This is a genomic window from Thermotoga profunda AZM34c06 (genome assembly GCF_000828675.1).
GTDB classification, from domain to species: Bacteria; Thermotogota; Thermotogae; order Thermotogales; family DSM-5069; genus Pseudothermotoga_B; species Pseudothermotoga_B profunda.
The window spans coordinates 700,967-715,671 of the sequence record NZ_AP014510.1; the positions used below are offsets into that span (position 1 = coordinate 700,967).

General features: G+C 38.9%; 16 protein-coding genes. 10 read left to right on the top strand and 6 right to left on the bottom strand.

Going from position 1 to position 14,705, the window contains the following annotated elements:
- Positions 1 to 13 precede the first annotated feature (13 nt).
- Entirely contained in the window at positions 14 to 583 is a 570-nt protein-coding gene (locus tag TSP02S_RS03365) for a biotin transporter BioY (protein ID WP_052465296.1), read from the bottom strand.
- A 23-nt stretch (positions 584 to 606) separates the two neighbouring features.
- Positions 607 to 1,269, bottom strand: a complete 663-nt coding sequence (locus TSP02S_RS03370; RefSeq protein ID WP_232503755.1) for a queuosine precursor transporter — start codon at positions 1,267 to 1,269, stop codon at positions 607 to 609.
- A 389-nt stretch (positions 1,270 to 1,658) separates the two neighbouring features.
- Here TSP02S_RS03370 and TSP02S_RS03375 point away from each other — a divergent pair, with 389 nt between their 5' ends.
- From TSP02S_RS03375 to TSP02S_RS03410, 8 genes are read left to right on the top strand one after another with little or no spacing between them, the layout of a single operon-like run.
- Positions 1,659 to 2,225 (top strand): methionine synthase, encoded by a 567-nt coding sequence (locus TSP02S_RS03375; protein WP_198407761.1) that lies wholly within the window; start codon positions 1,659 to 1,661, stop codon positions 2,223 to 2,225.
- Entirely contained in the window at positions 2,212 to 4,530 is a 2,319-nt protein-coding gene (locus TSP02S_RS03380; protein WP_041081870.1) for a homocysteine S-methyltransferase family protein, read from the top strand. The genes TSP02S_RS03375 and TSP02S_RS03380 overlap by 14 nt, the downstream gene beginning before the upstream one ends.
- Positions 4,531 to 5,880, top strand: a complete 1,350-nt coding sequence (locus TSP02S_RS03385; protein WP_041081873.1) for an aspartate kinase — start codon at positions 4,531 to 4,533, stop codon at positions 5,878 to 5,880.
- Positions 5,864 to 7,192, top strand: a complete 1,329-nt coding sequence (locus TSP02S_RS03390) for a homocysteine biosynthesis protein (RefSeq protein ID WP_171816311.1) — start codon at positions 5,864 to 5,866, stop codon at positions 7,190 to 7,192. Before TSP02S_RS03385 ends, TSP02S_RS03390 begins: the two co-directional genes overlap by 17 nt.
- 52 nt (positions 7,193 to 7,244) lie before the next feature.
- The gene (locus tag TSP02S_RS03395) at positions 7,245 to 7,937 is read left to right on the top strand and encodes a UPF0280 family protein (RefSeq protein ID WP_232503756.1); all 693 of its coding nucleotides are present in this window, start codon (positions 7,245 to 7,247) and stop codon (positions 7,935 to 7,937) included.
- The gene (locus tag TSP02S_RS03400) at positions 7,924 to 8,871 is read left to right on the top strand and encodes a methylenetetrahydrofolate reductase (RefSeq protein WP_171816312.1); all 948 of its coding nucleotides are present in this window, start codon (positions 7,924 to 7,926) and stop codon (positions 8,869 to 8,871) included. The genes TSP02S_RS03395 and TSP02S_RS03400 overlap by 14 nt, the downstream gene beginning before the upstream one ends.
- 4 nt (positions 8,872 to 8,875) lie before the next feature.
- On the top strand, positions 8,876 to 9,907 hold the full coding sequence (gene asd, locus TSP02S_RS03405; RefSeq protein ID WP_041081877.1) for an aspartate-semialdehyde dehydrogenase: 1,032 nt from the start codon (positions 8,876 to 8,878) through the stop codon (positions 9,905 to 9,907).
- Positions 9,904 to 10,431 (top strand): hypothetical protein, encoded by a 528-nt coding sequence (locus tag TSP02S_RS03410; RefSeq protein ID WP_041081879.1) that lies wholly within the window; start codon positions 9,904 to 9,906, stop codon positions 10,429 to 10,431. The genes asd and TSP02S_RS03410 overlap by 4 nt, the downstream gene beginning before the upstream one ends.
- 1 nt (position 10,432) lies before the next feature.
- Here the strand turns inward: TSP02S_RS03410 and TSP02S_RS03415 are convergent, their stop codons facing one another.
- From TSP02S_RS03415 to fliJ, 4 genes are all read right to left on the bottom strand, one after another.
- Positions 10,433 to 11,374, bottom strand: coding sequence for an alpha/beta hydrolase (locus TSP02S_RS03415; RefSeq protein ID WP_332370264.1), 942 nt, complete (start codon positions 11,372 to 11,374; stop codon positions 10,433 to 10,435).
- A gap of 69 nt (positions 11,375 to 11,443) precedes the next feature.
- Entirely contained in the window at positions 11,444 to 12,148 is a 705-nt protein-coding gene (gene rlmB / locus TSP02S_RS03420; protein ID WP_041081883.1) for a 23S rRNA (guanosine(2251)-2'-O)-methyltransferase RlmB, read from the bottom strand.
- A complete protein-coding gene (locus tag TSP02S_RS03425; protein WP_041081885.1) occupies positions 12,132 to 12,518 on the bottom strand; it encodes a Mini-ribonuclease 3 in 387 nt (128 codons plus the stop codon). The genes rlmB and TSP02S_RS03425 overlap by 17 nt, the downstream gene beginning before the upstream one ends.
- On the bottom strand, positions 12,508 to 12,948 hold the full coding sequence (fliJ, locus tag TSP02S_RS03430; RefSeq protein ID WP_171816313.1) for a flagellar export protein FliJ: 441 nt from the start codon (positions 12,946 to 12,948) through the stop codon (positions 12,508 to 12,510). The genes TSP02S_RS03425 and fliJ overlap by 11 nt, the downstream gene beginning before the upstream one ends.
- A 110-nt stretch (positions 12,949 to 13,058) precedes the next feature.
- Here fliJ and minC point away from each other — a divergent pair, with 110 nt between their 5' ends.
- Both minC and TSP02S_RS03440 read left to right on the top strand, forming a co-directional pair.
- Entirely contained in the window at positions 13,059 to 13,676 is a 618-nt protein-coding gene (gene minC, locus TSP02S_RS03435; RefSeq protein ID WP_041084070.1) for a septum site-determining protein MinC, read from the top strand.
- 7 nt (positions 13,677 to 13,683) lie between these two features.
- Entirely contained in the window at positions 13,684 to 14,694 is a 1,011-nt protein-coding gene (locus TSP02S_RS03440) for a M20/M25/M40 family metallo-hydrolase (RefSeq protein ID WP_332370265.1), read from the top strand.
- The last annotated feature ends 11 nt before the right edge of the window (positions 14,695 to 14,705 follow it).

Genomic DNA, 14,705 nt, shown 5'->3' on the forward strand with positions numbered 1-14,705 from the left:
CCCCCTATGGGGTTCACCTTGTGATCTTTCTAAAAGCAAAATAAGTCGCACTGACCAACATGATTTTTATCAAGTCACCGGGAATGAATGGCAATAATCCCATCGAAAGTAATTTTGGAAGACTCAGCTGAACCTGCTTGAACGAAAACCACAAGTACAATTGTGTTAAACCAAAACTGTATATAATGCCAAAATTGGCAACAAGAAGTATTGTCACAGTGTTAAACACTTTGAACCTATTTGGCTTGAAAATTTGGCTTATGAACAGCGATGCAAAGATAAAACCTATGAGATAACCTCCCGTTGGTCCGATGAGAGTATGAAAACCAGAATTATTTCCAGAGAACCATGGAATGCCAAGCACACCTAATAGTACATAGAGTATCTGACTGAACACTGCCAATTTGTTTATAAACAACGGAGCGAGCAAAATCACAAAGGTTTGACCAGTTACTGGCACGGGACTGAATGGAAGAGGAATTCTGATCTGAGCTGCAATGCCCGTTAGGAAAGTGAAAACAAGTGTTACCAAAACCTTGTACCACAGATTTTCTCGTGAGAGTATTTCTTCGCGAGTTATCACCTTATCACCTCCAAATTAGGCAATCAGTTTTTGCCAAGTATATCTTTTTTTAGCATATTGACCCCAGCATACACAACCCACGTATCGACATAATCCAGTGCAAACTCAATAACTGTGGTTGTAAGGTATATATTTAGCAGTGTTCTGAAATCGTATATTCCTACGAATGCCAAACTCACGAAAACGAAATTGTCCAAGATTTGTCCAAGTTTTGTCGCGATATTGTTTCTCATCCACAATTTTGTTTTAGTTCTCAGTCTATCGTGTATCCAGACGGCAAAATAGCCCGAGAGTATATAAGCAATCCAACTGGCAAGAGCTATTCTCGGTGTGAAGGCAAAGGCATTTGAAAGATAACCCTGAGCTACATCGTTTGAAGAAGGTATATATCCTACATAAACAAGTCCAAGTAATACGAAAATGAATTGAGCAAAAAAACCTATCCAGATGGCTTTTCTCCCCTCTCTTTGTCCATAGATCTCTGTGATGATCGAATAGACAGCGAAAGCCATACCCATGCTCATATTTGCAGCCGTCACTTCAAGACCAAGGAGGTTAAAGAGTTTTGCCACTCCTAAATTTGATGCAACTATCAGAGTAGCAAGGGCTACGTATAATCCTTCTTTTTTCAGAAATCGTATGGCAAACAATACTGTCAGACATGAAACTATATACTCAAGTCCCAAAAAGAGAAAGTTAGTCAGTAGACATCACCTCTTTGAAGATTATCGCATTGAAATTTTTTCGAAAGTACTAAGAGAAAGAAAAGTCTTTTGAAAAAACATATACTCAAAGAAAAATCAATCGAGCTTTGTGCTGCATTATTTTTTACCTTTCAAAAATAAAGGTGTAATTTTCTGATAGATATAATAAGAAAAATGAAGATGGAGGTTTTGCAGTGAAAAGTCTTGGTATATTTATTCACTTTGAGAACAACGTGATAGTTATGATAATGTGCATTCATGCCCCTGGAGGTGCTCCAGGCATTTAATCGTGCTTGGAGGTACTAAAAGGGGCGTTTCCAAAAATGGGAACGCCCTTTTTTTAACCAAAGATCAATCATGGAGGGAAAAAAGTGAGTGAGGTTTTTTACCCAGGAAAACTCGATTGCATGCCAGATAAGAAAATCTTTTTGGCGAGAGCAGGGGCAAGATATGGTAAGCTCGATGAAGATTTCATACATCGTGTCAATGAACTGTTTTTGATCGCACTTGAGAAAATAGAACCTGTTGTTTATTACAGAACATCAGATCTTTCTATACTGCCAAAAGAAATCATTCCATCGAGTTTTGGTAATATCAAGAAAATGACGATATTTTTATCCACACTTGGTTCAGCGGTAGATACACTGATATCACAGTTATCTGAGCAAGGAAAAACCTTTGATGCTTTTATAATTGATTCTTGGGCATCTGAGGCACTTGAAACCCTCAACGAGAATTTTGATCAATCACTCAGGGAAAGATTTGGTATGGGTACGATGAGGTTTTCTCCAGGTTATGGGAATGTTGATCTGAGGATTAATAAGTACATAGTTAAAGAATTTTTGGGAGTTGATCAAGTGACGGTTTTAGACAGTGGCGTTATGGTTCCAAGAAAAACCACGACGTGCATGGTGGGGTGGTTCAATGAAGAGAAGTGAATTTTTGCAGATGTTGAGGGAAAAGGTTTTATTCTTAGATGGCGCTTATGGCACGGAGTTTTTCAAGAGGGGATACAAAGGTTTGATAGAGTTGCTCAATATAAGTAAACCAGAGATCGTTGAAAGACTTCAAAGCGATTATATCCAAGCTGGCGCAAACATCCTGCTTACAAATACTTTCAGCGCCAATAGAATGAAATTGAGAGCGCATGGCTTTGAATCAGAGATAGAGAAAATAAATTTCAACGCCGTTGAGATAGCAAGATCGGTATGCAAAAATCAACTTGTCTTTGGAGACATGTCCTCAACGGGTAGTTTCGTTCAACCTTTTGGTGAGATCAGCTTTGATGAAGTTTATGAAATCTTCAAAGAACAAGCTTCAATTTTGATAAAAGCTGGAGTAGATGGAATTATCATCGAAACAATGTCAGATTTGAAAGAACTCAAAGCCGCCATCCTTGCGGTGAGAGATCTGTCAAATGATATTCCATTGATTGCACATATGACCTTTGAAGAAGATGGAAAGTCCGTGACGGGAACATCTGTTGAGATCTTCGCTACACTTATGAACGATCTTGATGTCGATGTAGTTGGTGTGAATTGTTCGCTCGAACCTAAGCAGATGCTTTCGATTTTTGCAAGATTAGCTAAGTACAGTAAGAAACCATTGAGCGTTGAACCAAACGCTGGGAAACCCTTTTTAGAGAATGGAAAACTTTCTTACAGGACAACCCCTGAAGAATTTGCAGTGTATATGGCAGACTTTGTCGAGCTTGGCGCTAACATAATCGGCGGGTGTTGTGGTACCGGTCCAGAACACATAAAGGTCATGACCAAGTACATAGGAACACAGAAACCAAGAAAGAGAGAAATAATTGATATTCAATATCTTTCTTCAAGAACAAATCTAAAGCCAATCGATACTTTCTTGATAATAGGAGAGAGAATAAACGCGAGCGGGAAGAAGAAACTCCAAGCTCAAATTCAACAGAGAGATTTTTCTGGTGTTTTAACTCTCGCACAAGAACAGGAACAGGAAGGATGTACAGCAATAGATATTAATTTTGGTATAGAGAAACTTTTGAGAAAAGAACATTTTCAACAAGCGATTATCCAACTTGACAAGCATTCTTGTTTACCAGTCTCCTTCGATATACAGAACCTTGATTTTTTGGAGATCGCAATGAAAGAATATGTCGGAAGGGGTTTGATCAATTCCGCATTTGCAAGAGAAGACCACTTGGTTGAAAGGATTAATCTTTTGAAGAGATATGGAGGACTGCTGATAGTTCTTGCTATGGAAAAAGATATTCCCAAAACTGCGGAAGAAAGATTTCAGTTGGTACTAAAGGCTGCAGAGATACTAAAAGGAAATGGAGTCGAACTCGATCGAGTTTATTTCGATCCACTTGTTCTTCCAATAGGAGCAAAGAACGACTACCATGTAACTTTGAAAGTGATAGATCTTATCAATAAAGCTGGTTTGAGATCTTCAATTGGTCTTTCAAATTTGAGTTTTGGTATGCCGAATAGAGAACACATAAATGCTGCTTTTTTGGCTTTATGTGTTGAAAACGGTTTGAATGCCGCTATACTCAACAGCAAAGAAGCTCTTACTATGGGGGCTTTACAAGGTGCTCTGTCGTTGCAAGGAAAAGAAATTGTGAAAGTCGAGAATGTTTTGCATGATCCACTCGTTGATATCATAATCAAGGGACAAAAAGAACAATTGATGAATGTTGTTCAGGAACTTCTAAAACAACATGATCCTTTGTACATAAGCCAGCAAGTACTTGCGGAAGCTATGAAAAAAATTGGAACACTTTATGCAAACGGGAGCATCTATTTACCACATTTGATTTTAGCGGCAGAGACAGTACAACCTGCCTTTGATTATTTGAATAACTTGCTTGGTGAATCACGGATAAAACTTGGAAAGATACTTCTTGCAACAGTTCAGGGAGATATACATGATATCGGCAAGAAGATCGTTGCAACAGTCCTTAGAAGTGGAGGTTTTGAAGTCTACGATATAGGTAAAGATGTACCAGCTGAGAAAATTTTGCAAAAATGCAAGGAATATAACCCAGATATAGTCGGACTTTCTGCCATGATGACCACAACCGTTGGTCAGGTGAAAGAGGTCGCAGATTTATTGAGATCAGAGAAAATCAATGTTTTTCTGTTAGCTGGCGGGGCTTCGATGAACCAACAATTAGCAGATCAATTTGGGGTTATGTACGCCAAAGACGCAGTACAGGCATTGGAGTTTTGTAAAAAATTCGTACAAGGAGGTGCAAAATAAGTGATCGTTCTCAAATTTGGTGGATCTAATTTGAGAAACAAGACAGATCTTGAGAAAATACTCAAAGTGATTAGTATGTATAGAGAACCTTTTATCGTGGTTGTTTCCGCTGTAAATGGTGTTACGAACAGATTGATAGATGCTTTGAATAATATCGCCGATCTTGATGTAGATAAATTTCTTGAAGAGTTGTATTCAACTTATCGAAGTTTTTTAAGTGAAGAAAGTTTTCAATTAAGAGAAAGGGTATATCAGATAAAGGAAATCCTTTTGGGTACAAAGTTGATAGGCAAAGTTCCTGACTTTGTCTATGACCAAATCGTGAGTCATGGAGAGAGATGTTCTTCATTTCTTTTAACTCACTATCTGAATAAAAATAATATTCATTGCAAAGAAGCTCTTCCTGAAGAATTCGGGTTGGTGACAGATGGTAAATTCAAGAATGCTTCTGTGGACTTAGTCAATTCTGAAATCAATCTCAAAAGGTTTTTCAGGCAAGATGAAAATTACATCGTGCCCGGGTTTTATGGCATTCACGAAGGTCAAATAACAATTCTTGGTCGTGGTGGAAGCGATTATTCAGCAACATCGATAGCATACTGCTTAGATGCAAACAGGGTCGATCTGTACAAAGATGTGTCTGGTTTTATGACCTGTGATCCAAAATATGTTGATGGAGTTAGACCAGTCAGAAGATTGAATTATGACGAAGCCGCTGAGCTTTCCTATTTCGGAGCTAAGATCCTTCATCACGCATCAGTTGACCCTGTACGCAAAAAAAATATTCCCCTTTACATATTCAATATCAATAGTTTTGAATCGATAGACAAACCAGACACGATAATTTCTTTCAATGACTCTGTTGCAGAAACGATAATAAAGAGTATATCCTTCACCGATGATATCGCCGTCATACAGTTCAAAGGTACCAATGTTGGACGTGTTCCTGGATTATTGGGTCAGATAGCGTCTACCTTAGGCAATGAAGGTGTGAATATCAAATCCGTTGTTACTTCGCAGACCAGTATAAATGTTCTCATTTCGAAGCAAGATTTGGAAAAATGTAAGCGAATAACCTCAAAAATGCAAATAGCAGAGGTTGAGGATATCCATTACAAAACGGAGATATCATTAATAGCTGCGGTTGGAGATGGACTCTTGAAAAGACATGGTATCGCTGCCAGAATTTTCACAGCCGTTTCAAGGAAGAATATAAATGTTGAGATGATTTCTGCGGGTGCATCTGACGTGACCATATATTTCATAGTCAGGTTAACCGATAGAGACAAAGCACTGCAGGCTATTCATGAAGAATTTTTCAGGGGTGGTGAGAATGGTGAAAACAATTGAGCAGATCAACGAAAAAATTAGGAATGGGAAGGCAGTAGTTTTAACGGCTGAGGAAGTCGTTCAGCTTGCAAAACAGTCAAGTCCCAAAGAAATTGCACAAACGGTAGATGTTGTGACCACCGCAACTTTTGCACCTATGTGTTCAAGTGGTGCCTTCATCAATTTTGGTCATACGACTCCTCCGATGAGAATGGAAAAGATCGATCTTTCTGGAGTTGAAGTATATGGAGGCCTCGCTGCAGTTGATGGGTATATAGGAGCAACACAAGAATCGAGAGATGATAAGAGTTTTGGTGGGGCTCACATAATCGAAGCGCTTATCAATGGAGAAGATTTATATCTGAGGGCATCCGGCAAAGGTACCGATTGTTATCCAAGAAAGTACTTCGAAGGGTATATAAACAAAGATATGATAAACGACTTCTTTCTTTTTAATCCGAGAAATGCCTACCAGAACTATGCAGCTGCAACAAATAGCTCTGAGAGAACGATCTATACTTATATGGGGAAATTGCTTCCAAACTACGGTAATGTGACCTATTCAACTTCTGGTGAATTGAGTCCACTTTTGAAAGATCCAAAAATGCTCACGATAGGTCTTGGAACGAAGATTTTTCTTTGTGGGGCTGAAGGTTATGTAGTCTGGACTGGAACTCAGTTCAGAAACAATGTAAAGGTGAACGAAAATGAAATTCCAATCAGTGCGGCAAGAACCCTTGCAGTAATTGGTGATGCGAAGAAAATGAATTCAAGATACTTAAGAGCAGCGTATTTCAAGAATTATGGTGTAACACTCTTTGTGGGTATTGGAGTCCCTATACCAATCTTGAACGAAGAAATCGCCTATCATGTATCTCGAGCAAATGAAGAAATCGAGACAGAGATAAAAGATTACGGTAAACCAGGTAAGCCCACTATCGGTCAGGTTAACTATGCTCAATTGAGATCTGGATGGGTTGAGATCAACGGAAAGAGAATCAAAACCTCTCCGATATCGAGTCTTTCAATGGCTCGAGAGATAGCCTCTGTTTTGAAAAATTGGATAGATGAAGGCAAGTTCTTACTCACTCAACCAGTGAAATTGTTCAATGAAAATTACACTGTGAAAGGACTTGTTGAGAAAACAGAAGGTAAGCAATTTGAATCTAAAAAGTTAACTTGTGTCGATTGTGGTCTATGTGTAAGTCTTTGCTCATTTGATGCCTTAGCGCTGGTCAATAATAAGTTCACCTTTTTTGCCGAAAGGTGTGTGATGTGTGGTATGTGTTCTGATACATGTCCAGTAGGGGTGAAATTACCACCAGATGAATAGATTTTATCGTGATCTACACAATGGAAGATTTCAAAGTTTTAATATTTCCTACATGGAGACCGATCTGTGGATCGGCGTGGATAGATTTAAAAAGGAAATGGTAGATACAACACAACGACTCGTCATTGAATTACATGAACAATTACGTGATTATATGAAAGAAAACAGAGATTTCCTTTTGTCTTTTCAGCCGGTGAAAGTTTCTCCACAATGTCCCGAGATTGCAAAAAAGATGGCAGAAGCAGCGGAATATGCGTGTGTTGGTCCCATGGCAGCTGTTGCCGGTGCCTTTGCAGATGAAGTGGGGAGATTACTAATTGAAAAGTTCAATTGTTCCGAAGTCCTTGTGGAAAACGGCGGTGATATATTCATAAAGAACACACAACCTGTGACTGTGTGTATTTATGCAGGAGATTCCCCGTTGTCACAAAAGATTGGTTTTAGATTACCAGCTGGTAGCTGGGGAGTTTGTACTTCTTCTGGTACTGTAGGGCACTCGATTAGTTTTGGAAAAGCCGACGCAGTGACTGTTATCTGTGAAAATGCCACCATTGCTGATGCCTTTGCAACTGCTTATTGTAATATGATAAAAACCGAAGAAGATATCGAGAAGTTACTTGAAGTAGCTTTGAATGAACATGTTCAGGCAACCTTGGTCATTTACCAAGACAAACTCGGTGTAATAGGTAAGCACGAATTAATTTTCATACCATCTAAAGTGGGTGGTAAAAGTGAAAGTGACTGAGAGAATTAAAAAATCACAGATTCTCTCGATAGAAATTCTACCCCCAGGTAGAGGACAGAGCATAGATGAGATATATCGTGTTCTGGATAGTTTGATGGTCTTTCCAGTCAATTTCGTAAATGTCACAAGACATGCCCCAGAAATGACCTATGTGGAACTGCCAGATAGGATAATCAAGGTTCCAAAGGTCAAAAGACCTGGAACCGTTGGTCTTACAGCAGCGTTGATGAATAGGTACAAGATAGATGTTGTCCCGCATGTACTTTGCTTTGGAATGAATAAATACCAAATAGAAGACATGCTCATAGATCTTCATTTGATTGGGGTCGAAAATATTTTCGTCATTCGGGGTGAGTATGAAAATGAACCTGATTTTGATGAAAAAGATACTTACAAGCATGCATCTGAGTTAGTGAAACAGATTTCAGATATGAACCAAGGAAAATACCTATATCCTTGTGAAAATGCTCAACCAACGAATTTCTGTATAGGTGTTGCAGGATATCCGGAAAAACATTTTGAATCTCCAAATATGGAGGAAGATCTGAAACACTTAAAGGAAAAAGTCGATGCAGGTGCAGATTATGTGATCACCCAAATGATCTTTGATTTTGATGTGTACAAGAATTTTATACAGATGATTCAGGAATATGGCATAAATGTCCCGGTGATACCAGGAATAAAACCCATTGTGAATTTGAAATCGATTTATAGTATCCCAAGGAAATTCTTTGTCAATATTCCTCAATCGTTCTTAGTACAAATGCAACAAGCTCGAACACCAAAGGAAGAATTCGAAATTGGTACCAAGTACATCGCAAAACTTGCAGAGAAATTACTTTCTTTTGGTGCTCCTGGTATACACATCTTCACTATGGGTCGAGGACAGTCAACGAAGGCTTTGATAGAGGCTATTTATGGTAGAGGAGGGTAATGCCATGAAAAAGATCGCCATTCTTGGTGCCACAGGATTGGTTGGACAGAGATTTGTTGAATTTCTTTCAAATCATCCTTTTTTTGAAATCTCGGTGCTTGCAGCTTCAGATAATTCTGCTGGTAAGCGATATTCACAAGCTGTACAATGGCATTTAGACACGCCAATTCCAGATAAAGTCTGTCAGATGCAAGTACAAAAATGCGAGCCAAATTTTGATTGTGACTATGTCTTTTCGGCACTTCCATCGGACATAGCAGGACCGATAGAAGATGAGTTTGTCAAATCTGGGTATATAGTATTCTCAAATGCAGCAAGTCACAGAATGGATGAAAATGTTCCCCTCATGATTCCAGAGGTGAATCTTGATCATTTGAATTTGATCGACCATCAGAAGACACCCGGCAAAATCATTACGAATCCCAATTGTTCAACGATAGGTCTTGTTATGGCGCTCAAGCCGATAATGGATCGATTTGGCATTCAACAGGTACATGTGGTGACAATGCAGGCCATCTCGGGTGCAGGCTATCCTGGTGTTGCATCGTTGGACATTCTTGATAACGTCATACCTTATATAAAGAATGAAGAAGAGAAAATAATGACAGAATCAAGAAAGATTTTGGGCAACCTTAAGAACGATCATGTTGAATTCGCTGATTTTGATATACAAGCTCAGTGCAACAGAGTACCCGTTCAAGATGGTCATATGCTTTCAGTTTTCGTGGAAACATGCCAAAAAGCAACCGTTGAGGACATTATCAAAGCCTTTGAAGAATTTCGTCCATTGAAAGACTTGAATCTTCCAACAGCTCCTGAGAGACCCCTGATTTATCTGCCTGAGCAGAGATCGCCACAACCCAAATTGCACAGAAACTTGGGTAATGGTATGTCGGTGAGTATAGGGAGGCTTGTACAGATCTCGGAAAAGAGGTTTCGCTTTGTAGCGCTTGTCCATAACACTATAAGAGGAGCCGCTGGATGTGCAATATTGAATGGAGAAGTTTATGAGTTTTTGAGAGAAGATTTGGAGTGATCTCTATAGGATCCATAAGTATTCAAATTCTTATCTATTTGATCGTTTCTTTGATCTTCGTTTCCATAGCGGCTGTTATTCTAAATACAGTGATAACACACTTTAGAAAAACCATTGGTAGAGTAGATAGAGAGATTGATTTTTTTATGGCTGTTGATTTTTTGAGAATGGATTTTTGGTTCCATTCAATTTCAGTTGGTAATGTTTCCAAAGATGGTAATGCATTCATCTTCAGAGAAAAGATTGATCAAGATGAAAAGTTGGTAAGCTACTTTGTAGAGAAAGTCGATGGTGTGTATCAACTTAAAAGAATTGCCAACGACGGGATTAACATCATTTACAAATCGACATCTCCTATGTTTTTTTGTGAACCCACCAAAGATATTTGGGCAATACAAATTGAGGGTTTTTGGTTTGAAATGATCAACGCAACTCCGACAGAACTCAGGGATAAGCTCTATAAAGGAAAGGTGAAAACACCAGATTTTCTCCTACCAAAATTAATAGAAGTGAGAAACAAGTGATTCATTTCTCTTCAATCTTTGGTTTCTCGAGTAGTTTGACCTTTCTCTTGAATTCTTTTATGTTCATCTCTTTTAAAATGAGGCTTCCGAGAAAATATTGGAAAGGTAACCAAGTCACGTGTCCTGTGGGAATTATGTATCTTTTTGGTTTTCCAAGGGCATTCCAGAGAATTTTTCTCGTCCTAAGCGGTAAGGCTCTGTCAAATAAAGCTTCTATAAAAGTTATTCTATTTGTTTGTACGAATCTTGCATAAGCAATTGGATCGATTTTGAGTATTGGATGGATCTGTGAAGTTATCATTTCCTGTATATTTTTAAAAGAATCGAGCTTCTTGATATCTTTCTCAAAAGTCTCTAAGAGCCAATTCTTGTCATCCATTCTGTATTCTTTACCGAGTCCTTTCTCGATATCTCTTCGAAAATAGGCAAGTGTGGGTGAGTACCACATCAAAGTGGCTATATCTCCACCAGAGGTTATAACAACTGTCTTGCGAAATTCCTCGGTTAATGCACTGAGAATTACCGAGATCATCCCACCCAAGCAATACCCAACAAGACAGTTGTTTTCGTGCCACCAATTTTTTTCTTTAGCGATATGTAGCGTAGTGAGTACATCAACAACTGCATGTTCCCAAAACAGTACCATTTTTTTCACGTCTGTTGAGAAATACTCCCTACCACTCACCGAACCATCGGCAGTTCGTGTGAGATTTCCCGGGAGAATTGGGAGAAAGGTTCTCACACCGGCATTTGCTATGTGTATACCCATCCATAATAAAAAGGGAATATTCATCGTGCCAAGTCCGTGCAAAAGTATCAAAGAACCAATCGGCTTTTCTTTAGGTTCGATATGGTAAATTTCCACCGTTTCTGTACCAGGTAAAGGATTCTTATAGAGTGTTGGATACTTAATCAACGATACTCTGAAATTTTTCCCTTTCATTATATATCCACTTGACAATTGAGGTGATTTGTATTCAAAATCGAAATTAACCATCCAGATTGTCCTTTCCTAATTTTTCATACTGGCACATTTCCTTGCTATTTCAAACAACACTATCCCAGCGCTCACAGAGACATTCAGTGAATCTATGGATGAAAACATAGGTATGCTGATCAATTGATCGCATCTTTCTTTGACGATTCTGCTCAAGCCTTCTCCTTCATTCCCAAAGACAACGGCGACTGGTGGTATGAATCTCTCATCGAAGAGATTTTTACCTCGCATATCTGTTCCATATACCCAATAACCTCGTTCTTTCAATCTTTCAATTGTGTTGGCAAGATTTGTGACGACAACAACTGGTATCCTAAAAACTGTACCAGCAGAGACCTTTACGACAGCGGCTGTTACCTTGGCTGAACGATCCTTAGTGATCACAACGGCACTCGCACCGGCACCAACAGATGTTCTGATTATTGCACCGAGATTGTGTGGATCAACGACATGGTCGAGCAAAACGATCAAATTACCATTAAGAGCTGTTTCGTCGCTGTAATTGAAATCCAAATCTATGACAATACCTTGATTCTTTTCTTCTCCACACAGCTTTTCCAGATGCTTCGAAGTTGTGTAAGTGTATGAATAGCCATTTTTTTTGAGCAGTTGCTCAATCGCTTTGAATTTGTCGTCATCGCTTTCTTTGAGATAGATTTTCTTAACAGGATAGTGGGTTCTTATGATCTCATCTAAGACACTTTTACCGTAGACTATCATTTTCGTCATTCTCCAAAGTGATTTCGATCAGTTTCATTAATCTATCATAGTTTTGTGATAGGTAAAGAAATCCAAGGAGTGCTTCAAAAGCAGTACTCTTACGATACAGAGGATCATTACCGTGCTTTTTTGCAGCTTTGCTATTCACTGCTCTTTTCACCAACGACAACTCTGTTTCATTGAGCATGCTCATCAATCTATCCAAACTCTTTGCTTGACCGCTCCTTGAAACTATTTGATTCACCTTTCTGTGGATTCTGTCAACCCTTAACAAGTCTAAATATTTAATTCTACAGTGTAGAGAATATACTGCATCGCCGATGTAGGCAATTGTTGAAACAGGTAACTGCAATACTGCACTATCTTTCACTTTTAGCCACCTTTCTCAAAGCAATTTCATCCAGATACAATCTGTTGAGCCTATCTTGTTCAAAGACATATCTTTTGAATCTCCTTGTTCTCAAATTTTGTAGTACTTTTCTATCCCTTCTCGCAGAAAGATATTGTTCTTTGAGATCTTCTTCTTGCTTTTTGAGTTGATCGAGCTGTTCGTACAATCTCTTTAAATGCATTTTTTCCATATCTATGTACATGAACCACTGGCTGATTTGTACACCTGTTGTGCCTTTTGAAGAATTCTGAAGCATTGTTTTGTAAAGATCACGCAGTGAATTCTCAGCGAGTCCAATTTGTTCTTGTAACTCATTGATCTTCATTCTAACAGCCGCAAGTTCCAATTTTATTTGATTTTCCTGAGAAGTCTTGAGTTGCAGTAATCTTTCCAACCTGAACTTGAACAACAAAATCCGCCTCCATGTAATTCTCTTTCATGTTGATATTATAGCGTGATAGAATCGTATTGATACACTGGGGGTGATTTGTATTGCCTTTTGACTTTGTAGATTTCAAGATGACCAAAGAAGGTCTTGTCTTGGTGATAAAAGATTACGAGGATTTAGAAACGGTTATCCACCAACTCGGGTCGCGTATATCCCAAATGAGTGGCTTTTTTGCGACTGGTGACAAGATCATGTTGATGATTGAAAACAATGAGAAACATTCCCAAGATATGCCAAAGATTGTCTCTGTTTTGAAAAATATGGGCTTGGAAGTTTCCCAAATACTCATGGGTGCCACTTCGGGTGAGAATATAAACGTTCGTGGAAGAATGAAGATGGTCGAAGAAGGTGAGACAAAGTCTGGCACAAAAGTTGTCAAGAAAAATCTTCGATCTGGTCAGGCATTGATCCATTCCGGTGATGTCATTGTGATAGGAAATGTCCATTCCGGTGCGGAAATCATGGCTGGTGGTTCAATAGCCGTTTTTGGTGATGTAAAGGGTATCTTGCGCGCAGGTCTGAATGAAGGTGATCAGGCAGTAATAGCGGCTTTGTCTATACACCCAACTTTGATTCAAATCTCTGGATACACACTCAGAGAGATAGAACCATCTGATGAACCTGTTGTGATACATGTAAAAGACAACAAGATTGTAGTTCAAAAAGCAAAAGATGTAAAATTTCAATAAGGGAGTGATGAAATTGGATGTAAAAGAGTTGATAAAAGAATTTTCGTCCTTGGATGGACCTTCTGGGTATGAGGAAGCAGTTTTGAAAGTTATAGAAAAAAGGATTGAACCATTTGTCGACAAAATTTGGTATAACAAAGTCGGTACTCTGGTTGCAGAGAAAAGGGGATTGGGTAAGGGAAAACTTGGTATCTTTGCTCATGCAGATGAAGTTGGACATGTAATAGCCAAGATAGAAGATGGACTTTTCGCAAGATTAGAGACAATTGGTGGAGTGGATCCGAAGATCATGTTTGCGCAGAGAGTCAAGGTTTATACGCGAAAGGGTATGGCAAAAGGAGTCATAGGTGTTCTTCCTCCTCATCTTCAAAAGGAAGAACACAGAAACAAGGTACCCGGTTTTGACAAGATCTTTGTGGATCTTTCTTGTAGCGAATTGGGTAGATACGTTTCAGTTGGAGATATATGTGTGGTAGATATGAAACCAATCGAATTAGATGGCAAATTATGTGGTAAGGCAATGGATAACAGAGCAGGATGTGCTTCTTTAGTTTTGACAGCTGAATTGCTACAAACTGTGAGAAATTATCAGGATGTCTACTTCATCTTTTCAGGTCAAGAGGAAATCGCTGGTCCAGGAGCCATATCGATTGCGTATGAACTCAAACTCGATAGAGCAATTGTGGTGGATGTGACACACGGTGATGTAAAAATCCCGCAATTTGTACAGATCAAAGTTGGTGAAGGTCCTGCTGTTTGTGTTGGTCCGTCTATTGATAGGGAATTTCAGAATAAACTGTGTGAAGTTGCTCAAAAGAACAATGTTAAAACACAAATTGAACCAGCTCCAGGTAGGTCAGGAACCGATACAGATGAAATACAACTCACGGGAAGTGGTATACGCACGGCTCTTATTTCCATTCCGGTTATGTACATGCACACACCCGTTGAAGTTGTAGATCCAAAAGATGTAGAAGAAACGGCAAGGTTGTTAGCCTTAGCTACGACAATCGAGTGAGGGAGGTGTAA